Source organism: Pseudoalteromonas caenipelagi, assembly GCF_013140855.1.
GTDB lineage: Bacteria > Pseudomonadota > Gammaproteobacteria > Enterobacterales > Alteromonadaceae > Pseudoalteromonas > Pseudoalteromonas caenipelagi.
Genome location: NZ_JABBPG010000011.1, coordinates 115,864 through 138,186, shown reverse-complemented (window position 1 = coordinate 138,186; position 22,323 = coordinate 115,864). Strand labels below are relative to the sequence as shown.

22 protein-coding genes are annotated in these 22,323 nt (G+C 41.9%); 2 read left to right on the top strand and 20 right to left on the bottom strand.

The features are described 5' to 3' along the window. Positions 1–6: 6 nt before the first annotated feature. The 10 genes from HG263_RS19825 to HG263_RS19780 all read right to left on the bottom strand — a co-directional run bounded on the left by HG263_RS19825 (position 7) and on the right by HG263_RS19780 (position 9,864). Positions 7–2,685, bottom strand: coding sequence for a methyl-accepting chemotaxis protein (locus HG263_RS19825; protein ID WP_171627811.1), 2,679 nt, complete (start codon positions 2,683–2,685; stop codon positions 7–9). Between the two features lie 22 nt (positions 2,686–2,707). Further along, complete coding sequence (locus tag HG263_RS19820) at positions 2,708–3,214, bottom strand: chemotaxis protein CheW (protein WP_171627810.1); 507 nt, start codon at positions 3,212–3,214, stop codon at positions 2,708–2,710. Then, the gene (locus tag HG263_RS19815; RefSeq protein ID WP_171627809.1) at positions 3,214–5,319 is read right to left on the bottom strand and encodes a chemotaxis protein CheA; all 2,106 of its coding nucleotides are present in this window, start codon (positions 5,317–5,319) and stop codon (positions 3,214–3,216) included. Before HG263_RS19815 ends, HG263_RS19820 begins: the two co-directional genes overlap by 1 nt. A 16-nt stretch (positions 5,320–5,335) precedes the next feature. After that, positions 5,336–5,698, bottom strand: coding sequence for a response regulator (locus HG263_RS19810; RefSeq protein ID WP_070990989.1), 363 nt, complete (start codon positions 5,696–5,698; stop codon positions 5,336–5,338). Positions 5,699–5,707: 9 nt separating this feature from the next. Continuing rightward, positions 5,708–5,980: an STAS domain-containing protein gene (locus tag HG263_RS19805; RefSeq protein ID WP_171627808.1), complete on the bottom strand. Its 273-nt coding sequence runs from the start codon at positions 5,978–5,980 to the stop codon at positions 5,708–5,710. Between the two features lie 140 nt (positions 5,981–6,120). Then, positions 6,121–6,726: an SCO family protein gene (locus HG263_RS19800; protein ID WP_171627807.1), complete on the bottom strand. Its 606-nt coding sequence runs from the start codon at positions 6,724–6,726 to the stop codon at positions 6,121–6,123. Continuing rightward, the gene (gene cyoE, locus HG263_RS19795) at positions 6,723–7,625 is read right to left on the bottom strand and encodes a heme o synthase (protein WP_171627806.1); all 903 of its coding nucleotides are present in this window, start codon (positions 7,623–7,625) and stop codon (positions 6,723–6,725) included. Before cyoE ends, HG263_RS19800 begins: the two co-directional genes overlap by 4 nt. Then, positions 7,622–8,638 (bottom strand): COX15/CtaA family protein, encoded by a 1,017-nt coding sequence (locus HG263_RS19790; protein ID WP_171627805.1) that lies wholly within the window; start codon positions 8,636–8,638, stop codon positions 7,622–7,624. Before HG263_RS19790 ends, cyoE begins: the two co-directional genes overlap by 4 nt. A gap of 9 nt (positions 8,639–8,647) precedes the next feature. Beyond that, entirely contained in the window at positions 8,648–9,148 is a 501-nt protein-coding gene (locus HG263_RS19785) for a redox-active disulfide-containing membrane protein (RefSeq protein WP_171627804.1), read from the bottom strand. Continuing rightward, positions 9,145–9,864: an SURF1 family protein gene (locus HG263_RS19780; protein ID WP_171627803.1), complete on the bottom strand. Its 720-nt coding sequence runs from the start codon at positions 9,862–9,864 to the stop codon at positions 9,145–9,147. The genes HG263_RS19785 and HG263_RS19780 overlap by 4 nt, the downstream gene beginning before the upstream one ends. Positions 9,865–9,875: 11 nt before the next feature. Between HG263_RS19780 and HG263_RS19775 the strand changes: the two genes are divergently transcribed. Beyond that, the gene (locus HG263_RS19775) at positions 9,876–10,178 is read left to right on the top strand and encodes a DUF2909 family protein (RefSeq protein WP_171627802.1); all 303 of its coding nucleotides are present in this window, start codon (positions 9,876–9,878) and stop codon (positions 10,176–10,178) included. Here the strand turns inward: HG263_RS19775 and HG263_RS19770 are convergent. The 4 genes from HG263_RS19770 to coxB are packed head-to-tail and all read right to left on the bottom strand — an operon-like array spanning position 10,084 to position 14,224. Next, positions 10,084–10,956 carry a cytochrome c oxidase subunit 3 gene (locus tag HG263_RS19770; protein ID WP_171627801.1) on the bottom strand — a complete coding sequence of 291 codons (873 nt, stop codon included), beginning with the start codon at positions 10,954–10,956 and terminating at the stop codon, positions 10,084–10,086. The two genes, HG263_RS19775 and HG263_RS19770, sit on opposite strands and share 95 nt — an antisense overlap. Positions 10,957–10,965: 9 nt before the next feature. After that, a complete protein-coding gene (locus HG263_RS19765; RefSeq protein WP_171627800.1) occupies positions 10,966–11,517 on the bottom strand; it encodes a cytochrome c oxidase assembly protein in 552 nt (183 codons plus the stop codon). Next, positions 11,517–13,100 carry a cytochrome c oxidase subunit I gene (gene ctaD / locus HG263_RS19760; RefSeq protein ID WP_171627799.1) on the bottom strand — a complete coding sequence of 528 codons (1,584 nt, stop codon included), beginning with the start codon at positions 13,098–13,100 and terminating at the stop codon, positions 11,517–11,519. Before ctaD ends, HG263_RS19765 begins: the two co-directional genes overlap by 1 nt. Further along, on the bottom strand, positions 13,097–14,224 hold the full coding sequence (gene coxB / locus HG263_RS19755; protein ID WP_246240044.1) for a cytochrome c oxidase subunit II: 1,128 nt from the start codon (positions 14,222–14,224) through the stop codon (positions 13,097–13,099). Before coxB ends, ctaD begins: the two co-directional genes overlap by 4 nt. Positions 14,225–14,829: 605 nt before the next feature. On the opposite strand from coxB, the gene HG263_RS19750 reads away from it, so the two are divergent. Beyond that, complete coding sequence (locus HG263_RS19750) at positions 14,830–15,987, top strand: M23 family metallopeptidase (protein ID WP_171627797.1); 1,158 nt, start codon at positions 14,830–14,832, stop codon at positions 15,985–15,987. A gap of 53 nt (positions 15,988–16,040) precedes the next feature. Here the strand turns inward: HG263_RS19750 and HG263_RS19745 are convergent, their stop codons facing one another. The 6 genes from HG263_RS19745 to queA all read right to left on the bottom strand — a co-directional run bounded on the left by HG263_RS19745 (position 16,041) and on the right by queA (position 22,232). Beyond that, positions 16,041–16,577 carry a hypothetical protein gene (locus HG263_RS19745; protein WP_171627796.1) on the bottom strand — a complete coding sequence of 179 codons (537 nt, stop codon included), beginning with the start codon at positions 16,575–16,577 and terminating at the stop codon, positions 16,041–16,043. Between the two features lie 73 nt (positions 16,578–16,650). Continuing rightward, complete coding sequence (gene secF / locus HG263_RS19740) at positions 16,651–17,595, bottom strand: protein translocase subunit SecF (RefSeq protein ID WP_171627795.1); 945 nt, start codon at positions 17,593–17,595, stop codon at positions 16,651–16,653. Positions 17,596–17,604: 9 nt separating this feature from the next. Beyond that, the gene (gene secD / locus HG263_RS19735; protein WP_171627794.1) at positions 17,605–19,464 is read right to left on the bottom strand and encodes a protein translocase subunit SecD; all 1,860 of its coding nucleotides are present in this window, start codon (positions 19,462–19,464) and stop codon (positions 17,605–17,607) included. Positions 19,465–19,494: 30 nt separating this feature from the next. Continuing rightward, positions 19,495–19,833 carry a preprotein translocase subunit YajC gene (gene yajC / locus HG263_RS19730; RefSeq protein WP_171627793.1) on the bottom strand — a complete coding sequence of 113 codons (339 nt, stop codon included), beginning with the start codon at positions 19,831–19,833 and terminating at the stop codon, positions 19,495–19,497. 31 nt (positions 19,834–19,864) lie between these two features. Beyond that, positions 19,865–20,989, bottom strand: a complete 1,125-nt coding sequence (tgt, locus tag HG263_RS19725; protein WP_171627792.1) for a tRNA guanosine(34) transglycosylase Tgt — start codon at positions 20,987–20,989, stop codon at positions 19,865–19,867. Between the two features lie 202 nt (positions 20,990–21,191). Next, positions 21,192–22,232, bottom strand: a complete 1,041-nt coding sequence (queA, locus tag HG263_RS19720; protein WP_171627791.1) for a tRNA preQ1(34) S-adenosylmethionine ribosyltransferase-isomerase QueA — start codon at positions 22,230–22,232, stop codon at positions 21,192–21,194. Between the last annotated feature and the right edge of the window lie 91 nt (positions 22,233–22,323).

Genomic DNA, 22,323 nt, shown 5'->3' with positions numbered 1-22,323 from the left:
AAAGGGTTAGAACTCTTCCCACTCTTCGGAACTATCAGAAAATTTGTTACCAATAGACGCGGGCTTTGACTCTAGTTTATTCATTTGTGTAGTTTTAGCTTTAGCTAATTCAGGACTAGAATAGGCACCATTTTTAGACATCTGAGGTGACAACATCGTTTGCTCACTACCTTCATCAACGATGAAGAAATGCAACAATTTACGCATGTCATTTGCTTGCTCAGCCATAGACTCTCCGGCAGCTGATGCTTGTTCCACAAGTGCAGCATTTTGTTGAGTCATTTCGTCCATTTGCGCAACCGCTTTGTTCACCTGTTCAATACCTGAGCTTTGCTCAACAGACGCTTCTGCTATGTCAGATATCATTTCTGTCACACGTTTTACTGATGCAACAATATCCTTTAACGTCGAACCAGATTCATTAACCAGTAATGTGCCATCTTCTACTTTGCCAACACTGTCTCTAATTAAATCCTTGATCTCTTTCGCTGCGCCAGCTGAACGTTGCGCAAGGTTTCTTACCTCTCCGGCAACAACCGCAAAACCACGACCTTGCTCTCCCGCTCTCGCAGCTTCTACCGCCGCATTTAGCGCTAATAAGTTAGTTTGAAAGGCAATCTCATCAATAACACCAATAATATCTGCAATCTTCTTACTCGATTCATTGATAGCAGACATACTTTCAACAGCACGGCTTACCACTTCTCCACCAAGAATTGCCTTATCACATGTTTCTTCCGCCAAGCCATTTGCTACTTTTGCATTATCGGCATTCTGTTTAACAGTACTGGTCATTTGCTCCATACTTGATGCGGTTTCTTCAAGTGACGAAGCTTGCTCTTCAGTTCGCTGACTCAAATCTGCATTGCCTTGGGAAATTTCTTCAGCACCGCTGGCAACTAACCCAGCAGATGCGCTGATCTTATTGATCACTTCGGTGAGCTTATCTGCAGTGCTATTGGCATCTCGTTTTAATTTATCAAACGCCCCTTCATATTCACCTGTAATACGCTGGGTTAAATTACCATTCGCTAAAGCATCAAGCATCTGAGCAGTATCGGATACCGCATCGTCAACCATACTGACTAATTCATTAAGTCCCTTCGCCAATCGCAAGTAGAATCCGTCCTTACCTTGTTCGCTCAAGCGAGCACTTAAATTACCACCACCAGCTGAGGCAATTAAATCATTCAGCTCTTTTTCAATGGCAACTTCATTTGTTCTATCATTCCACTCAACAACAGTGCCAATTCTCTCTCCCTCATCATTGAGTATCGGATTTGCGATTAGGCCGAAGGTACGACCACCAACGACAATTTCAGTGCTGTATGTATTTGTTAGCTTCGCTAATAAGCCTCTTTGGTGAGCTGGGTTTTTATGGAAGACATCTATATTTGAGCCAATTAAGGCGCTTGCATCAAACTGAGGCAAATCTTTGCGCAAGTCACTTTCAGCATTTCGCATCATCTGTTGCACGGCATCGTTCATATAAACAATATTATGCTCATGGTTTGCAATCATGGTATTGGTAGCAACATTATCAAGCGCACGCTTCACGCGTAAGTTTTCATAAGCGGCTTCTCGCTCTTTACGCTCCTGCTCCAAACGTTCTGTTTTATCATCCCATTCAACCACGGTGCCTAAGCGATTATCTTGATCATCGAACACCGGGGTTGCAATCAAGCCAAATGTGAACCCCGCTACTTTAATATCCGTTTTATAAGTATCTGTTAGTCCATCAAGCAATTTGCGTTGATGGCTTGGGTTAACATGGAAAACATCAATGCACTCACCGATCAGTTTCTTAGCATCAAAGTTAGGCAATGCTTGGCGAAGCTGCGCTTGATTTTCACTTAACATTTCGAGCACGGAGTGATTTGCATACACAATATTACAATCTTCATCAGCCAACATGACATTGGCCTGACACACATCAAGTGCGCTTGTTATTCTAGCGTTGTTTGCGGCCAGCGCAGCTTGCTCTTGTTCAAAAGCGAGTTTTTCAGTGACATCTTTCCATTCAACCAAAGTCGCTGTACGTTCATTATCAGAATTAAACACAGGTGTAGCTATCAGATCAAAAGTCAAACCGGCCACATTAATTTGCGTGGTATACACTCGATTTAGTGTTGCCAACAAGCCTCTTTGATGTGCAGGGTTTTGATGAAATTCGTCAATATTGGTACCTATCAAAGTATCAACATTAAAATTAGGAAGGCTTTCCCTCAAACGAGTTTCGTTGGTTTTGAGCATTTTTTTAACTGATTCGTTTAGATATGTAATATTTAAGTTAGAATCAGCCATCATGATGTTAGCCTGGCAGGTGTGAAGTGCATTCAGTAAGCTTTCAATATGATTTTTATCTTCCCCCTCATTCCTGTTCTCTTCTACATATGCCACTCGCGCTAACTCTGGTAACGCACTGAGGTCTAACCTAGAAATCATATCTTTGTCAGTCAAGCGAAGATAAGGGATAGCTGCATTCAGGCAGACAAGCTTACGAGTTAAACCGTCAAGAAATTGCTTTAGGTACAATATGGTACCAAGCGTAACAATGACGGGGAAACCGATCACTAAGCCATTCTCAGCACTTATCACTACCCCCGATAACTGGAAAGCACCGATTATGGCAGCCACCAGTACTACTGCAATAATTAATAACTTATTATTGATTTCACTTTGCATGCTCTCACCTTTTCCTTTAATTTCAACCTTGTGCAACTTGCTTCACACTCAGGTCAAGCACTTTTGCTAAGTTAAGCAAAACCACCATTTTTTCGCCCACATTGACTAACCCATGTACATACTGCCCATTATCAGAATCTTGAAAGTCTGGAACATCTTTCGCCTTTTCTTCTGAAATACTGTAAACATCTGAAACAGCATCAACGACTAGACCCATTACCTTTTGCTGTTCTCTGATTTGTACTGATACAACGATAACCACGGTTAATGGCCCGTAACTAATACTGGCAATACCAAATCGAAGTCTTAGATCAATAATAGGCACAATTGTCCCGCGCAAATTAATTGCGCCTTTAACAAAATCTGGAGCATTTGGTATGGCCGTAACATCCTCCCACCCACGGATCTCCTGTACAGCTAGAATATCTAGGCCATATTCTTCACCAGCCATCATGAAAGTAAGGTACTGATTTTCATCCTGCTGCTTCCCCAGACTCAACTGTTGATTTAGTCCTATGTGTTCGCTCATTAAGCCACCTCATTTCCTTGCTGCTCTACCAACAACTCTTGAGTGCCTGGGCGTTTTAACCCGCTTAATTTAATTAACCCAGAGATATCAACGATCAAAGAAACTCTTCCATCTCCAAGTATTGTGGCACCTGAGATACCATCTACTTTTTGATAGTTAGCTTCTAAACTTTTAATCACAACCTGTTGCTGAGCCAAAAGATCATCAACAAGAATACCCACTTTATGATTGTCACTTTCAACAACCACGAGTAAGGTCTTGTCCAATTCTTCAATTGCACCGTGGTGATTAAAAATGTCGTAAAGGCGCAGAATTGGGATATATTCGTCTCTGAGCCTCAATACATCTAAGTCTTTCCCTACCCGACTTACTTTCGTTATGTCTATTTGCAACGATTCAACGATAGAGATCAGTGGGATAATATAGGTGTGCTCAGCGACTTGAACTAATTGCCCATCTAGAATCGCCAAAGTAAGCGGCAATCGAATTGTGAAGGTAGAGCCAGCACCTTTGGCTGAAGCAACTTCAACCGAGCCGTTTAGTGCCTGAATATTTCGTCTTACCACATCCATACCAACGCCTCTACCTGATATGTCACTGACCTCATCAGCTGTGGAAAACCCAGGCATAAAAATAAGCTCGTTAATTTCATCAGCAGATAGCTCGTCATGCTCTTGAACTAGCCCATTGGCGATGGCTTTTCTGCGAATTTTCTCAGTATTTAATCCCTGACCATCGTCCATTATTTCAATAACGATGTTACCGCCTTGGTGGAATGCGTTGAGTGTCACTGTCCCCACTGGATCTTTTCCGGCCGCGATTCTTTCTTCTGGCGTCTCCAAACCATGATCAAGTGAGTTTCTCACTAGGTGTACCATGGGATCAGAAATTTTTTCCATCACCGTTTTGTCTAACTCAGTTTGCTCACCAAGCAATTTAAGCTCAACTTGTTTATTAAGTTTTTGAGAGATATCTCTTACTAAACGAGGGAAGCGGCTAAACACAAAGCTGATTGGCAACATACGAATGCGCATTACATTCTCTTGTAAATCTCTTGTATTGTGTGCCAATTGAGCAAGCCCTTCTTGCAAGGCTGTTATAGTCGATTCAGTGACCTCTTGCTCGCCGATTTGACTTAACATAGCTTGAGTTATCACCAACTCACCAACCATATTGATTAATGAGTCAACCTTGTCGATGCCCACGCGGATTGAGGTAGACGTTTCGGTGTTTTTTTGCGCCTCGGCCTTTTTATTGCTTTCTTTACTAGGCACGGCTGGATTAGACAAAGCAGTAGATGTTGGTGAATCATTACTTTGTTTATCAGGTGACTCTACTTCCCCTTGCTGTTCATTGTTTTGTTTTTCTATAGAGCTTGATGCGCCATCAAATATCCCTCCACAAACACCAATGATGATTTCAGCGTCATCTTCAACCCACTCAAAGATCTCTTCAATGACTTTTTGATCTTTATGCGTCGTAAGAAAAAACCGCCAGCTTAAAAAGCATTCATCTGGATGCAGTTGCTCAATATCAGGCAAAGCATCATGAAAGGCTTGCGTCTCAAGGTCTCCCAGCTCTCCCAGCTCACCTATCATGTACAAGGGCTCATTGCCGGTTTTAAATAAGTGAGGCTTAGGTTTAAAATCAATTTGATATGTGCTTTCGGCCAAGTCTGTTGCGCTTTCACTTTCAGTAGTGGTCGCTGGCGCTTCAGCTATGCCCAATATTTCTTCAAACTTTTCACGTAGTTCATTGGCTTCAGCTAGATCTGGTTCTTGTTCAGCCTGTAATGCCCGTAATAATGTTCTCAAGCAATCCACTGACTTTAAGAGTAAGTTGACATGCTCAGTGGTCAAATTACGCTGTCCATCGCGAACTTGGTCAAGCAAGGTTTCAAGCACATGTGTGAAATCTGATACAGACGTAAAACCGAATGTGCCACTACCACCTTTAATCGAATGTGCAGCCCTAAATATGGTATTGATCGTTTCGCTATCCACTTTCCCTGGCTCTAAGTTAAGTAACTCAGATTCCATCGCATCAAGGCCTTCAAAGCTCTCTTCGAAAAATACCTCAAAAAACTGGCTAAGATCTATGCTCATAACCCAGCTCCTCAGATTAGCGAATTACTTTTTTCAACACCGCTAATAACTGCTCGGGATTAAAAGGCTTTACAATCCAACCTGTTGCACCTGCTGCCTTACCTTCAGTCTTTTTATCCAAACCTGATTCGGTGGTAAGCATCAGCAACGGTGTAAATTTATAGTTAGGTAAGTTACGTAGCTCTCTGATTAGCGTTATACCATCCATGACGGGCATATTCACATCGGAGATAACAGCGTCAAAGCCCTGTTGCTTTGCAATGCTAAGCGCTTCACTGCCGTCACGCGCTTCTGTCACATCAAAACCCGCTTTTTTGAGTGTAAAACCCACCATTTGTCTCATCGATGCAGAATCGTCCACAGCTAAAATCTTCTTCATACCAACCCCTTAGTTTCTACCATTGAGAGCTAAAAACTCCGTTAAACCAAGCTCTTCAACAGAATTTGAGAACGCTTGGCTGTGACCATGCCAGAGAATTTTATGGCTAACTGTGAGTAGATGTTTTTGTAATGCACAAAGTAACTGAATAGATGCAGTATCTACTCGGGTTACTTCAGATATATCAACACATACATCCTGCTCAACGGCTAACTCATGCAATACCTGCTGATGTAATTCCTCAACTTGGTTTATCGCTAACTCTGAAGGGAGCTTTAACATATATGGGCACAGTTTCTATTTATTAACTCATAAATTTAGCTTAGACGCAGATAGCAAAAAAGCCACAAAACTTGTTTGAAGAAAGACAAATTAATGAAGGTGTTAGGTATTATTAGAGGGTACCAGCATACCAACTCAAGTTAGTTGGCATACTGAGATACGATAATTTTAAAGTCTCGAACAATAGAATCGGCGTCAACTAAAGGGACTTCACTAGGCGAAAACTTAGCTTTGAATATTGCATTCAAGTTTCCTTTAGGGTCTATCAACGCAACAGACGCACTATGATCTACATAGTATTCGGGCTCATCTGAATTATTAATTGCGTAAATCAAACCCATATTTCTAACCAGAGGGAATAGCTGCGTATGCTCATTACTCAATCCTTTAAATTGGCTGTTAAAGTAATTGATATAAGCTTCACGTTTTTGTGCATTATCACGATTAGGGTCAACAGATATAAACCAAACATTCACGGGATAATCTGATTGTAATTGCTCATATACATTGCTCAATTTTGCCAACGTCATAGGACATATATCTGGACAACTGGTATAGCCTAAAAAAACAAAGGTCCACTTACCTAACAATGCTTGATTGGTCACGACATGTTGCTTTTGATCGTACAATTCAAAATTATTTAATTGTTTTGGAGCCTTATAGTGTAGTGTGTGCTCTGATAATTCTTGCTGCTTTGAACAAGACGCTAACGTTATCAGAGCTACGATCCACCAGATCCTCATCATAACCACCATTGATCGATAAATAGAGCAATGAATAATAACAATAAATAACTGATAGAAAAACGGAAAAGCGCCATAGCTTGCTGTTCGCATTGACTCCAATACAAACCAATGCTCTTGCCTATAAACAACACATTTAAGACACAGGCACACAATAAATATATCCACCCAGACATACCGATAAGATATGGCAATAAACACACAATCGCCAACAGGATGCTATAAGCAATAATACACAGCTTGGTAAATGAAACACCATGAGTCACAGGCAGCATAGGAATATTGGCTCTTTGATAATCATTTCTACGTGCAATAGCCAAAGCCCAAAAATGTGGTGGTGTCCATGTAAATATAATCATAACTAACAACCAAGGAGGAGCACTTAAGGCGCCTGTTTCACTCACCCAACCTAGCAATGGAGGCATCGCACCAGCAAGTCCACCTATCACAATATTTTGAGGCGTAGCGCGTTTTAAAAACAAAGTGTAAATCACTGCATAGCCAACCAACGCACCTAACGTCAGCAAAGTACACAAAATGTTACTCCATATGATCAACATTGCGCAGCCAATGATGGCTAATGTAAATGCAAACAACAATGCATTGGCGATGCTAAGTTGAGCACTGGCAATCGGTCTATGTCTTGTTCTTGCCATCTTTTTATCTATTTCTCTATCCACTATGTGATTGACAGCGGCTGCAGACGCCGACAGCAAACCAATCCCTAATAGGCTCATAACTTGTGCTAACCAACCTCTTTGCATATCTGGCGCCAAAGCAATACCAATCCATGCCGTCAGTACCAACATCAAAACGACTTTTATCTTGCAAATAGCTAAGCAATTTAGCAAAAACTGCTTGGTGCTTAGCTGCCACCTGTGAGAAACATGTAATATCGTCATATTGCAACTCCCTGTCTATTGGTTAATAAAAAGCATAATCTAACCATGGTAAGTAATAGCATAGCTGCCATTATGTTATGGAAAAGGGTTAGAAGTAGTGGAAACTGGAAGTGAACGATTAGAGCACCTAGTAATAACTGAGTAACCAATACCAAACAAACTAACTTTATTGCCCCGCGAATTTGCTCACTTTGCTCTTTGTTGTATAGCTTCCAGCTCACCCAAAAAATCGTAAGCGCAGTGACTAAAGCCCAAATTCGATGTAAAAAGTGAATAGACAGTCGAGTTTCAAAGGGTAATACGCCAAACTCATAATTACTTTGCCCAATAGGCAAATGGAATACACTCTCTATAGAAAATAACTCGATATTGCTGCAGATAGGTAACCCTGAACAGTGTGGCGCAGCATAGTTAGCAGCAACCCAACCACCCAAGGCTATTTGTATTACTAACACCCCAAGCGCAAAAGTCGCCATAAAAAAGGAACCATTATGCATAGCAAAATTTGCAGGAGTAGATCTGGCCTTAGTACGTAAATACAGTAATACCAACAATGAAAGAATTGTAAATCCGCCAAGTAGATGCCCCATTACCACAAAAGGCTGTAGATTCAATGTCACCGTCCACATACCAAGCATCCCCTGTAGCAACACTAGAGCGAGCAATATCACTGAGTGCTTAAATGGCAAGCTTTGCGTGTCGCTTTGTTTATTAAAGCGATGCTTTGAGGCAATAATACAGAGGATAACAATCAACAAGCCTAAAAAGGAGGCAAAATAGCGATGGATCATTTCTATCCAAGCTTTTGCTGGTTCAACTTGAGCATCAGGAAAATTTTGCTCAACTACCGACAGCTCATGGGTTTCATTAGGCACCGTCAAAAAACCATAGCACCCAGGCCAATCAGGACAACCAAGACCCGCGTTACTCAGACGAGTGTATGCACCTAACGACACTACGACTAAGGCTAATAGACAACTTGCTAAAATCAGCGATTTATATGCTTTTTTCATCTTCACTCCTTAGCTACTACGCGCATATTTCAATAGTTTTTTTAAATCACTCAAAAGACCCTTTTGCTCTGCACGGTTTTTCTCCTGCTCTGCGAAGTATTGATACTGCAATACCACCAAACCTGTATGATCAATCAGATATAAGCTAGCTGGAGGTAACTGTGCTTCTAAGTTATAGCTTTGATAATTTGCCAAAAGAGCTTTATTAGGTGCTCTATTAAGCACTGCCAGCGCAACATCCTTTTGATGCTTCCCAAGTGCAACGTACAAATTCTGTAAGGCTTGTAGCTGATTTTTACAGGGGGTTTCGCAACTATTGGGAGCATTGATTGCAATAGTCCAAAGAGGAGCACCTGTTGGTTGCCAGCTTGGGATACGCAGCTCAGATTTCAAAAATTGCCCATGATTTGTTGTATGCTCAGGCAACCAATCAAGCTTTATAGCTGTATACGCCAAAATGAGAGGAACCAAACAGCACACAATAAATATTCCTAAAGGTCGTTGTATCATGATTGTTTTCCTTTTTTTATCGCTACATACGCGATTACAGCCGCTGCAAATGCGATAAGTAACCACTGCAGTGCATAGGCTTTATGCTTATCCGCAGACATCACCACATGTTGATAATGAGGCTTTGCGAGTATTGGCTTTTCACCTTGCTGATAGGCCACTAATGGATAAATAGTCTCTTGTGAGGACTGGCTCAGAAACGCTAAATCTATATATTGTAATAATTGGGGCTGTTCTGAGTTCATGTTAGGTTGGGTTGCGAGGGTAAAGCCGACTAAATCTTGAGATTTAATAAGCACATCTAAGGACACTTGATGGGTCGGTAGTTTCACAATGGGAGTCTGCCGACCTTGTTTAGCAGCGATAAAACCTAGGTTAACCAACACTTGTTTGTCGGTGTCAGAGCTGAGCCTAAGCAAAGCTAATACATCAAAACCTATTTGACCATCAAGCACCTGATTATCTAAAAACCATACAAAAGGCTCGATAAATTGTCCTGTAATCGTAGTAGATAAGCCATTATTGCTCTGTGGTGGTAGTGTCAGAATTTGTTTTGAGTTTAATCCCAGTTGTTGCTGTTGTTGGTAAATAAGCTGTTGTTTATCAAGTGCTCTTTGCCATTGCCAAAGCGCGAGTATCAAGCAAACTAGAACCACCAGCGAAACTAACACTAAGGTAATAACTGAACTAGACTTGAGCTTAACTCTTTGTTGCATAAGGACTCACTATGCTGATTAAATTTATTATTGTTCTGTTACTGCTGTTTATTATTTTTAATTTATTTAGGGCGCTATTTTTAATGCTTAAAAACCCAAGTGATGGTAGGCCCATGTCTCATTACCTAGGTCGTCGGGTTATTTTCTCCGCAGTGGTTTTAATTATTATCATCGTTGCCGCAAAATTGGGTGCGATTAGCTTAAACCGCACCCCGAGCCTTACAGCACATACACAAAAACAAACAAACACAACCAAACAACATCTACAAAGTGCCAGTACCAAGCTGCAGCTTGAAAAGCAAAGTGTTGTTTAGAGTTCAAGTGACCTTTGAAAATACGCAGTAATACAATAAGTAGTAATATCGTTCCTAAGGTGACATGCATGCCATGAAACCCTGTGAGCATAAAGAAGGTATTACCGTAAATACCCGCTTGCAGTGTTAAGTCTAGATCTTTATAGGCATGCATGTACTCAACCACTTGCAGTGCTAAGAACACACTTCCCAACAGCACCGTAGCGCCTAAAAATAGCTTTATTTTTGCTCGCTGATCTTGTTCCATAGCAACATGCGCAAAATGAATAGTCACCGAAGAACTTAACAATATAAGCGTATTTATAAGTGGCAACCCCTGCCACCCCATAGCTTGCGTTGTTTCTCCTGCTGGTGTTGACAACAGCGGCCAAACAGCCTCAAAGGTTGGCCACAGCACCTCATTTGTCATCGCATTATTACCCGCGCCCCCCAACCAGGGTACCGATAGTATTCGAGCGTAAAATAAAGCACCAAAGAACGCACAAAAGAACATCACCTCAGAAAAGATGAACCAGCTCATACCCTGTCTAAATGAGCGATCCATTTGCGCCGAATATAAGCCTGTTTGAGATTCATGAATTACATTTTTAATCCAGCCAAAAAGCATATAAAACAAAATTGCAAAACCGGTATAAAGTACATATTGGCCATATCCAGCTTCGCTTGATAGCTGCATCACGGTAAGGCCTGCACCCATTGCTATCAAAAACATTGCCACGGCTCCTACGATGGGCCAATGACTTTGCTCGGGTACATAATAGTGTTCATATTTTTCCATAACTTCCTCCTAACCTGCCTTTTGCTTAGCCAATACCGTGTTGTTTGCTGTAGCTTCACTAATATCAAATACGGTATACGACAGGGTAAGCTCTTTAATTTCTTCGGGTAATTCAGTATCCACATAAAATACTAAAGTGAATTCAACTTCTTGATTAGCTGAAAATGACTGTTGATCAAAGCAAAAGCAGGCCATCTTATGTAAATATTTAGCCGCTTTGCCTGGGCTCACTGACGGCACAGCCTGCATAACTCTTGATTGAGCGCTGAGATTTTTAGCACTAAACTTTACCTCAGCCATTTCACCCGGCTGCACATTAACGCTGTACTGACGCGACTTCACCTCAAACGGCGCATTACGCTGACTGTGTGTTGTAAAGCTAACATCCACCGTCCTAGACGCCTCCACTTTTTCGCTTTTTGCAGCAACATCAAGTGAAGGCTTACCATTTAACCCTGTTACATCACAAAACACGTCATAAAGCGGCACCAGTGCAAAGGCAAAAGCAAACATGCCTACAACAATAAGGAGCAACTTTTTTAATAGACCTGAATGCGACATTACTTCACCTCAGGAGGTGTTGAGAAGGTATGATAAGGTGCAGGTGATGGTATATCCCATTCTAAACCTTCAGCGCCATCCCATACTTTACTCGGTGCTTGCTCGCCACCTTTGATGCATTTGTACACCACAGCAACAAATAGCAACTGTGACAAGCCAAAAGCAAAACCACCAATACTTATCAATGCGTTAAAGTCGGCAAACTGCAGTGCATAATCAGGGATCCTTCTTGGCATGCCTGCAAGACCTACAAAGTGCATAGGGAAAAACAACACATTGACACTGATTAACGATAACCAAAAATGCCATTTCGCCAATGCTTCGTTATACATATGCCCTGTCCACTTTGGTAACCAGTAATATGCAGCAGCCATGATAGAGAAAATAGCACCAGTCACGAGTACATAGTGAAAGTGCGCAACTACAAAGTAGGTATCATGATATTGAAAATCAGCTGGAGTAATGGCGAGCATCAACCCAGAAAACCCACCTAAGGTAAACAATACGATAAATGCAATTGCAAATAGCATTGGCACTTCAAAACTGATCGAGCCTCGCCACATTGTCGCAACCCAGTTAAATACTTTGACTCCTGTAGGGACCGATATCAGCATCGTTGCGTACATAAAGAATAACTCTCCAGCAAGCGGCATACCTGTCGTAAACATATGGTGTGCCCAAACGATGAATGACAATAACGCAATAGACGATGTGGCATATACCATTGACGCATAGCCAAATAATTTCTTACGAGAGAAGGTTGGAATGATAGTAGAAATGATACCAAATGCAGGTAAGATCATAATGTAAACTTCGGGGTGTCCAAAAAACCAAAAGATGTGCTGAAACATCACTGGATCCCCACCACCTGCAGCATCAAAAAAGCTGGTGCCAAAGTATTTATCAGTTAACACCATAGTCACCGCACCAGCAAGTACGGGCATTACAGCTATTAATAAGAATGCCGTGATTAACCAAGTCCAGACAAACAAGGGTAATTTCATCCAGGTCATGCCCGGTGCCCGCAAATTCACGATAGTAACGATGACATTGATTGCCCCCATAATGGAGCTGATGCCCATGATGTGAACCGCAAAAACAAACAGCGCGGTGTTGTCATTGCTGTACGTAGTGGACAATGGTGCATAGAAAGTCCAGCCAAAAGCGGGGCCGCCACCTTCCATAAACAACGAGAGCAATAAAATTGCAAAGGCAAATGGAAGTATCCAAAAGCTCCAGTTATTCATTCTTGGCAAAGCCATATCAGGCGCACCGATCATCATAGGTACCATCCAGTTTGCCAGCCCTGTAAATGCAGGCATAACCGCACCAAAAACCATGATTAGGCCATGGACTGTGGTCATTTGATTGAAAAAATGCGGGTCGACTAACTGTAACCCTGGTTGAAAGAGTTCCGCACGAATGACCATGGCCATCGCACCACCAATCAAAAACATGGTCAAAGAAAAGATTAAATACAAAGAACCTATATCTTTGTGGTTGGTTGTATATAACCAACGCTTGAATCCTTTAGCCGCATGATGCTCATGATGATTTTGTTCTGTTTGTGCTACAGTGCTCATTTGCCAGCCTCCTTATTTGCATCAATACGTGCTTGTACTTCGCTTGGTTGTACTATCTGGTCTAAGTCATTTCCCCAACTATTGCGCTTAAAGGTAACAACACCTGCAATCTCTTTTATAGATAACTGTTTGGCAAAGGCTTGCATTGCTGTGCCAGGCTTACCATGCAAAATAATATCAATATGATCTTTCACATCGCCAAGGACTATGGGACTGCCCTTAAGCGCTGGGAATACGCCAGGTAATCCCATTCCTGTGGGTTGATGGCAAGCCGCACAATAGGCCATATATACTTTTTCACCGGTCTTCATTAGCTCATCTTTGCTGAGCGTTTGGTCCAACAACGCTGCACTTGCGGCAGCAGCATCTAACTTATCTTGCTTAGCAGCACTGAGCCATTGTTCAAAGGCTTCTGGCGAACGAGCCTCCACCACCACAGGCATAAACCCATGATCTTTACCACACAACTCAGCACACTGACCTCGATAGACCCCTTCTTCGTTTACCCGAGTCCAAGCCTCGTTAATAAAGCCTGGATTTGCGTCTTTTTTAACTGCAAAATCAGGCACCCACCATGAGTGGATAACGTCGTCTGATGTCATTAAAAAACGCACTTTACGGTCTGTGGGGATCACTAAAGGCTTGTCTACTTCTAATAGATAGTTTTCAGATTTCTCTTCTAAGTCATCAATTTGTGATTTTGGTGTTGATAGCACCGAGTAAAAATCAACATCATGGCCCATATATTCATAATGCCACTTCCATTGCGAGCCTGTGATTTTTATGGTTAAGTCAGCCTTACTCACATCTTCCATGGCAATAAGGGTCTTAGTAGCCGGAACCGCCATCGCAACCAAAATTAAAAAAGGAATCGCTGTCCAGAGAATTTCAACCTTTGTACTTTCATGAAACTGGGCAGGCTTAACTCCCTTTGACTTGCGGTGATGGATCATCGCCCAAAACATGACAGCAAAAACAACCACCCCAATTGCACAGCAAATTAAGAATATGGTCATATGAAGCTGGTACACGTTTTGACTTATATCTGTGACACCTTCACGCATATTAAATGCACTGTTGCCATAGGTTACTAAAGGAGTAGTAAGCAAAAATACACTTACCATCGATAGGTATTTGTTCATTTGACGTCTCCTGCGTTATCCATTTGCTACCTGAGCCAAACGATGAATAACCATTATTATTATTTGGATGACTGTCTAAACATGTGAAACTGCTCACAAGTCAACTACACGACACTAAACAATTAGTCAATAAATGAGCAGATGGCAAGTTTTGGCTATTTTTGGAATAAAACTTTGGAAGTGATTGATTGCAAGAGAAACTAACTCAACGTTTATTACATCAATAAGTACACTATCGGCCGTAAGAAGGCAGTCTAACGCCTACTTTTGAGTTATTTAGGGGCTTTCCCAGTTGTAGAAGTAAGTTTATAGACTCATCCTATACTGTAATAGGGCTAGGAAAAAACAAAATGCAACAAAAAACAAACAAAGCCAAGCGACATTTAAACTATAATGGGGCTAATTAACGTCATTCACTTCACTTAATAAAAACAATAAAATTCAAATATTTAAAAACAAATACAAATTAAAGCTTTTAATTTCGTAAAGATATAAGAACAAAATCGCAAAATTCAGCCCCTCCCAAATAACATTTTATTTACAAACAATCTATCCTTACACTTCCTATTGGTCAAAAAGGATACAACATGAACACGATAACAACTTCATTAATAGTAAGTACATTAGTGCTATCGAGTAATGCGCTCGCGCAAGGACAACATAGCCATGTGAGTGACTTTAGCTTTGATGAGCATACTCTCAGCACTCTACCACTGCACTCAATACAAATAGTGAATGAGCAAGCATTCTTATTTAGCGATAACCTTCAGAATTTTGATCTGGAGAACTTTTTACTAAGCTACGCACCGCACTTGGTTGAAAAAAAAGAAGTGATTCTGCACTGGGCAGGTTACAGCAGCATCAACCCAAAGCTACTTCTTGCGATGATGGAGTCGCAAAGCCAAATTTTAAGCTCACCAGATAAGCAAAACTTGTTTATGCCTTTTGCGAGTCTTTCAACAAAAATTGGTTTTGATAACCAAGTCAAAGATATCTCGCTGTCTCTTAGCAAACGTTACTATGCTTACCAAAAATATCGCGAAGAAAATGAGTCAAGTAATCAACTCACAAGTAATGCAAGTACTGTTGCACTTCTTAGCCTATTCCAAAAGCAAAGTGCAGGGTTAAACGAGTTACTTGAACAATACGAGCGGTTGTTCGCTAACGAGAGCCTGAAGCTTACCGCAGATACCCAAGTTAAGCCGCAAAGCATTCAACCTCAAGCAAACTTTACTATGCAGCTTCCCTGGCCTTCAGGTTATGCTTGGTATAGTGGTGGCGCTCATTCAAATACCGGCTCTGGATATCCTTACTCGTCTTTAGATTTCAACAATGGCTCTGGTGGTTGGGGAAGCAACACGCCTTGGGTACAAGCATCGCATGGTGGCACCGTTACACGATATTCATCATGTAGTATTCGTGTCACTCATCCTAGCGGCTATGCAACTCAGTATTATCATATGGATAATCTACAGTATCGAAGTGGCGATGTGATCTCATCGGGGGCTTGGTTGGGTCGATATGCCAACAACAAAAATCAGGCTTTATGTCAAGGTGGCAGCTCTAGTGGACCACATGTTCACTTTTCATTGCTAAGTAATGGGCGCTTCATTTCTTTGCATAACTGGTATATCAGTGGCTATAGAGTTGACGTTGGCAACTGGAATTACGATGACAACTGTTGGAATTTCTATTTTGAGAAAAATGGCAATGTGACCTGTGCTTGGCAGCGCCTTTATAAGTAAACCTCACGCAACATCAAGGTAACCTCAAAAATTCGGCACACTTGTTACATGTTTCACAAGTGTGCTGTACCTATCAGAACGTGCTTAACCTGAGCCACATGCGCCTCAAGTGCAAGCATTTCTATTGGCTTGGATTGTTTGTTACCATCTTTTGGTCCTTGCTTCGCAGTAAGGGAAGATATGAACACAGGTTGCACCAACAGCTCTTTGAGGTGATAGCAGATCGGCTCGTTAAATTGTGGTAATGCGCTTTGTATAGATTCGTTAGAAAGTCGCATTTGTGAAGCACTTGTTTTGAACTGTTCAGATACAGGGAATAGTTTCGAAAAGTAGTCAGTGCACTTTGACTGCTGCTCAGAAAATAGTGCCAAAATGGTTTGTGCGGTCGCATATAATTCATTGCTATACAACAATATTACTTCTTTGCTCCGCCCACTATTAATAGCCAGTTGTACCTTGCTCAGCTGCTCATCATACGTCTGTATAAGCGACATTAAGGTAACTTGCGGAGCCGTTTTTATACTCTGCGTTTGTTCGGTGCAGGACAACACAAAGACACAGGCAAGTACCATGACCCATTTAAGATTCATTCAGGCATCCTTTTATGAAAGAGAACTCATAAAAAAAGCCGCAAAACGCGGCCTTTTTTATCACGGTTAAGCGCTAAGGCATAGCGTCAAGATCCGCGCCTTCTTTTTCAACTTCAACTGGGATCAAATCTTCTTTGCTGACACCCATCGCTACTGCAACAGAGCTGGCAACATAAACTGAAGAGTATGTACCAATAAAAACACCAAACAACAATGCAGTGGCAAAGCCATGAATGGTTTGGCCACCCCATACAAAGAGTGCAATCAATACCAAAATTGTGGTAATTGATGTTACTAATGTACGATTAAGCGTTTGTGTTAAAGAGATATTAATGATTTCTAGTGTGTCATCAATACGCACTTTTCTGAAGTTTTCACGGATCCTGTCAGATACAACAATAGTATCATTTAACGAGTAACCAATAACCGCCAATATGGCTGCCAAAATGGTTAAATCGAACTCAAGATCCAACAAAGAAAATAGCCCCATCGTTAAAATAACATCATGGAACAAAGCAACAACGGCACCAACGGCAAAACGCCATTCAAAGCGAAAGGCAACATACATCAAGATACAGATCAAAGCGGTTAGCATCGCCAAACCACCTTGTTCTTTCAAGTCTTCACCTACACTTGGGCCAACAAACTCAATACGGCGCATTTCTACGCTGCTATCGGCTTGCTTTAAAGCAGCAATAAGCTGGTTACCTATTACTTCAGCCTTTACGTCATCACCACGTGGTGCCAAGCGCACCAATACTTCTTGGCTGGTACCAAATAGTTGTACAGATGCATCTGCAAAACCATTGTCAGCGAGTACTTGACGGATCTTTTTTAGATCTGCCGGCTGAGAAAAGCCCACTTCAACCGCCGTACCACCTGTAAAATCCAAGCCAAAATTCAATCCGCGAATTGCCATTGAGGCAATCGATGCAACTATCAGCAAAGCAGAGAAAGCCATGGTGAGCTTTCTTGCCGACATAAAGCGGATAGTGCCTTTTAAGTTTAATAACTGCATACCCGTCTCCTAGATAGAAAGCTTATCAACACGTCTACCACCAATACAAAAATTGATCACCGCGCGGGTGCCAACGATGGCTGTAAACATTGAAGTGATAATACCAATTGCCAGCGTTACTGCGAATCCAGCAATTGGACCAGTACCGACTGAGAACAAAATAATTGCAGCGATTAACGTAGTGATATTGGCATCGAAAATAGTGCTAAATGCGCTGTCATAACCATGATGAACTGCCTGCTGTGGGCTGCGCCCATCAAGAAGCTCTTCGCGGATACGCTCAAAAATAAGTACGTTAGCATCCACCGCCATACCAACGGTCAATACAATACCAGCGATACCCGGCAAGGTTAATGTTGCCCCTGGGATCATTGACATCACCCCGACAATTAACACTAAGTTTGCAGCCAAAGCGATGTTCGCCACTAGGCCAAAACCTTTATAGTAAGCAAGCATAAAGGCCAGAACAAACGCAAAACCAAGTGCAACGGCTGTCATACCTGCATCAATGTTTTCTTGACCAAGGCTTGGACCAACGGTACGCTCTTCAACGATTTGAATTGGCGCAACCAATGCACCGGCACGTAGCAACAAGCTCAAGTTATGTGCTTCAGCAGGGTTATCAATACCTGTAATTCTAAATGAATTATTTAGACGAGCTTGGATTGTCGCTACGTTGATAACTTCTTCCACTTTGATAGGCGGCAGAGCTTTACCATTAGCGTCTTTTTTACCTGACGGCTTGTACTCAATAAATACCGTAGCCATGCGCTTACCGATAGCACGTTTAGTGAATGCATTCATTTTTGCACCCCCTTTGCTATCAAGGCTGATACTTACTTGTGGACGTTGGTATTCGTCCATTCCAGACTGAGCACCTGTAATATGACTTCCTTCAAGGATCACGCGCTTTTTCATTACCACAGGATAACCATCTTTATGGTTGATCACTTCAGTGCCTGGCGGTATGCGACCTTGCGCCGCGGCTCTAACATCAGCGTTCTCATCTACTTCACGGAATTCTAATGTTGCAGTAGCCCCTAAGATTTCTTTCGCTCTGGCCGTATCCTGTACACCCGGAAGTTGTACGATGATACGCTCAGCCCCTTGCCGTTGCACATTGGGCTCAGCAACACCTAACTGGTTAATACGGTTACGAATAATAGTTTCATTTTGCTTGATGGCGTAGTCACGAATTTCTTTAAACTTTTGATCGCTTAAACTGGCGTAAAACGCCACGTCATTACTACTGTCATCAATAAAGTTATACAGTGGATAACGGCTTTGTAAAAAACGCTCGGCTGCATCTTTATCGCTAGCATCGCGCATTGTCACCTGCAGTCTTTCACTGCCAGCTACACGGCGTACCGAACGATAGCGCAGCTTTTCTCCACGTAGGTCACTTTTAAAGTCCTGTTCCATGGTCTCTAGCGCATTATCAAGCGCAGTGACCATATCAACTTCCATCGTGAAGTGAACACCGCCACTCAAGTCCAAACCAAGTTTCATTGGGTTGCCGCCTAAATTCTTTAACCATTCAGGCTGCGCAGGACTCATATTAATTGCAGAAATGTAGTCTTCGCTTAAGCTCGCACGCAATAAATCTTGTGCTTTAAGTTGCTCTTCAACATTTTTAAAACGAACAAGTACTTGACCATTTTCAAGTGCTGAAGACTTTACTGTGATGTTGTTCTTTGCAAGTGTATTATTTACTTGGTCTAGTACGCTCAAGTCAGCACTGGCACCTTTGGTGCCAGAAACTTGTATGGCCGGATCTCGGCCATACAAGTTCGGAGTCGCATATAAAATGCCCACTGCCAACACAGCAAGTACCAGCAAGTATTTCCACATTGGATACTTATTTAACACTGGATTATCCCTTTGTTGTTGTTATTTTTCTTAAAGTGACTTCATTGTACCTTTAGGAAGAACTGCCGATACAGCTGATTTTTGTACTGTTACCTCTGCTTGATCATTAAGCGCAATAACAACAAAATCTTTATCATCTGCTACCTTCGTTATTTTACCTACTAGGCCACCTTGCGTAAGCACCTCATCACCTTTAGCAAGTGCGCTCATCAAGCTTTTGTGTTCTTTCACGCGCTTTGCTTGAGGACGGTAAATTAAGAAATAAAATACCAAACCAAAAATGGCCAACATGATCAACATTTCCATGCCACCACCAGCAGGAGCCGCACCAGCTGTACTGGCGTGTGCACTAGACATAAATAAACTCATAACACTTCCTCTTAAAATTTTATATTTAATCTTATTCAGTTTCAGCTAACGGCGGTACTGGTTGACCGCGGCGTGCATAAAAGTCTTCTACAAAGGCATCTAACTTGCCTTCGCTAATCGCATTTCGTAACCCTTCCATAACACGCTGATAGTAGCGAAGATTATGAATAGTGTTAAGACGCGCACCTAAAATCTCGTTACACTTATCTAAATGGTGTAAGTATGCACGCGAGTAATTCTCACATGTATGGCAATCACATTCAGGGTCTAATGGGCCAGTATCCGTTTTATGTACGGCATTACGGATTTTTACTATGCCTCCGGTGATAAACAAGTGACCATTTCGTGCATTTCGCGTTGGCATAACGCAATCAAACATGTCGATACCACGGCGAACCGCTTCAACTAAATCTTCAGGTTTGCCCACACCCATTAAGTAGCGCGGTTTGTCTTCTGGCATTTTATAAGCACAGTGATCCAAAATGCGGATCATATCTTCTTTGGGTTCACCCACAGATAAGCCGCCTAGCGCATAACCATCAAAACCGATTTCTTCTAACCCTTTTTGTGACTCTGCACGCAGCTCAGGATACATACCACCTTGGATAATGCCAAATAAAGCAGCAGGGTTATCACCGTGCCCTTCTTTTGAGCGCTTAGCCCAACGCAAAGATAGCTCCATTGAATCCTTCGCTTCTTTTTCAGTCGCAGGATAAGGCGTACACTCATCAAAAATCATTACAATATCAGAGCCAAGATCGCACTGTACTTGCATTGCTTTTTCAGGTGATAACATGATTTTTTCACCATTGACTGGTGACTTAAACAACACACCTTCTTCGGTAATTTTACGCATTGCCCCTAAACTGAATACTTGGAAACCACCTGAATCTGTCAGTATTGGTTTGTCCCAGTTCATGAAATCATGCAGATCGCCATGCTGTTTAATAATTTCTGTGCCGGGGCGCAGCATTAAATGGAATGTGTTACCTAGGCAGATCTGAGCACCTGTGCCTTTTAACTCGTCTGGCGTCATGCCTTTAACCGTGCCATATGTACCCACAGGCATAAAGGCCGGAGTTTCAACAACGCCTCTATCAAAAATCAAGCGGCCACGACGCGCTTTACCATCGGTGCAGTCTAATTCAAATTTCATTATTACCTCAAAGTCGGAAAAACAGTCCAACGTTAGTAGCTGCTAACAACAAGTATGTTAACAAACAGGTGAAAAAACCGCTCAATTCTACCTTGTTTAACGAAGCAATTCTAATTATTGGGCCGAAATTTCTGTTTTAAAGACATAGGGGAGTAAAACAAAGTAAACAAATAAAAAACCCAGCAATTGCTGGGCTTAAACATTATTGATTGGTTTGTTTTGTTAAAAACATCGCATCACCGTAACTAAAGAAGCGATATTTTTGTGCTATCGCGGTGCGATAAGCGTTCATAATATGTGTTTGTCCGCAGAATGCACTCACTAGCATAATCAAAGTCGATTCAGGTAAATGGAAGTTAGTCACCATGGCATCCACCACATTAAACTCATAGCCTGGATAGATAAAAATGTCGGTGTCGCCAGTAAATGCCTGCAACTGTCCACCATGCACTTTTGCTGCCGACTCCAGTGAGCGCACCGACGTCGTACCAACGGCAATAACTCGACCGCCTTTTGCTTTGGCCGCAGTAATAGCTGCAACAACGTGCTCAGGCACTTCTATATATTCAGAATGCATTACATGCTCATCGACAGATTCAACACGCACAGGTTGAAAGGTGCCAGCCCCAACATGTAACGTGATAAAAGCCATGTCTACACCTTTATCTTTGATCCGCTGAAGCAATTGCTCATCGAAGTGTAAACCTGCTGTTGGCGCTGCAACTGCACCAGGCTTTTCATTATAAACCGTTTGATAGCGCTGTTTATCTTCTTCTTCGTCAGGTCTATCGATGTATGGCGGTAGAGGCATGTGACCGATTTCTTCTAAAATCTCAAACACCCCTTGTTGCGCAGTGAACTGCAATTCGAATAGTTCACCATGGCGGCCAAGCATAATAGCTTCTGCTTTTCCTTCAAGAATTAAAGTTGCTCCTTCTTTTGGAGATTTGCTGGAGCGTACATGTGCCAACACCCGATGCTCATCTAATACACGCTCAACTAATACTTCAACCTTACCACCCGTTGATTTTTGCCCGAACATACGCGCAGGGATCACCTTGGTGTTATTAAAAATCATGATGTCATTAGGCTGCAAAAAATCTAAAATATCGGTAAAAACTTTATGGGAAATTTCGCCACTGTTACCATCAAGAGCGAGTAGACGACTACTTGAACGCTCTTTTTTGGGATGACGAGCAATTAATTCATCAGGAAGTTCAAAACTAAAATCAGCTACGCGCATGACAACATCTCATGTAAGGAAATTGGCGCCAAGTCTAGTGATCCTAGTGGGGTAAATCAAGTGCTTGTAACCTTGCGAAAATAGCATTAAC

Excerpts from the sequence above, each read along its gene's own strand:
- tgt (WP_171627792.1), bottom strand. The coding sequence starts at position 20,989 with ATGAAATTTGAATTAGACTGCACCGATGGTAAAGCGCGTCGTGGCCGC.
- ctaD (WP_171627799.1), bottom strand. The coding sequence starts at position 13,100 with ATGAGCACTGTAGCACAAACAGAACAAAATCATCATGAGCATCATGCG.
- HG263_RS19825 (WP_171627811.1), bottom strand. The coding sequence starts at position 2,685 with ATGCAAAGTGAAATCAATAATAAGTTATTAATTATTGCAGTAGTACTG.
- HG263_RS19750 (WP_171627797.1), top strand. The coding sequence starts at position 14,830 with ATGAACACGATAACAACTTCATTAATAGTAAGTACATTAGTGCTATCG.
- HG263_RS19745 (WP_171627796.1), bottom strand. The coding sequence starts at position 16,577 with ATGAATCTTAAATGGGTCATGGTACTTGCCTGTGTCTTTGTGTTGTCC.
- HG263_RS19765 (WP_171627800.1), bottom strand. The coding sequence starts at position 11,517 with ATGTCGCATTCAGGTCTATTAAAAAAGTTGCTCCTTATTGTTGTAGGC.
- HG263_RS19815 (WP_171627809.1), bottom strand. The coding sequence starts at position 5,319 with ATGAGCATAGATCTTAGCCAGTTTTTTGAGGTATTTTTCGAAGAGAGC.
- secF (WP_171627795.1), bottom strand. The coding sequence starts at position 17,595 with ATGCAGTTATTAAACTTAAAAGGCACTATCCGCTTTATGTCGGCAAGA.
- coxB (WP_246240044.1), bottom strand. The coding sequence starts at position 14,224 with ATGGTAAGTGTATTTTTGCTTACTACTCCTTTAGTAACCTATGGCAAC.
- yajC (WP_171627793.1), bottom strand. The coding sequence starts at position 19,833 with ATGAGTTTATTTATGTCTAGTGCACACGCCAGTACAGCTGGTGCGGCT.
- HG263_RS19790 (WP_171627805.1), bottom strand. The coding sequence starts at position 8,638 with ATGAAAAAAGCATATAAATCGCTGATTTTAGCAAGTTGTCTATTAGCC.
- HG263_RS19780 (WP_171627803.1), bottom strand. The coding sequence starts at position 9,864 with ATGCAACAAAGAGTTAAGCTCAAGTCTAGTTCAGTTATTACCTTAGTG.
- HG263_RS19810 (WP_070990989.1), bottom strand. The coding sequence starts at position 5,698 with ATGAAGAAGATTTTAGCTGTGGACGATTCTGCATCGATGAGACAAATG.
- cyoE (WP_171627806.1), bottom strand. The coding sequence starts at position 7,625 with ATGACGATATTACATGTTTCTCACAGGTGGCAGCTAAGCACCAAGCAG.
- HG263_RS19785 (WP_171627804.1), bottom strand. The coding sequence starts at position 9,148 with ATGATACAACGACCTTTAGGAATATTTATTGTGTGCTGTTTGGTTCCT.
- HG263_RS19805 (WP_171627808.1), bottom strand. The coding sequence starts at position 5,980 with ATGTTAAAGCTCCCTTCAGAGTTAGCGATAAACCAAGTTGAGGAATTA.
- HG263_RS19775 (WP_171627802.1), top strand. The coding sequence starts at position 9,876 with ATGCTGATTAAATTTATTATTGTTCTGTTACTGCTGTTTATTATTTTT.
- queA (WP_171627791.1), bottom strand. The coding sequence starts at position 22,232 with ATGCGCGTAGCTGATTTTAGTTTTGAACTTCCTGATGAATTAATTGCT.
- HG263_RS19770 (WP_171627801.1), bottom strand. The coding sequence starts at position 10,956 with ATGGAAAAATATGAACACTATTATGTACCCGAGCAAAGTCATTGGCCC.
- HG263_RS19820 (WP_171627810.1), bottom strand. The coding sequence starts at position 3,214 with ATGAGCGAACACATAGGACTAAATCAACAGTTGAGTCTGGGGAAGCAG.
- HG263_RS19800 (WP_171627807.1), bottom strand. The coding sequence starts at position 6,726 with ATGATGAGGATCTGGTGGATCGTAGCTCTGATAACGTTAGCGTCTTGT.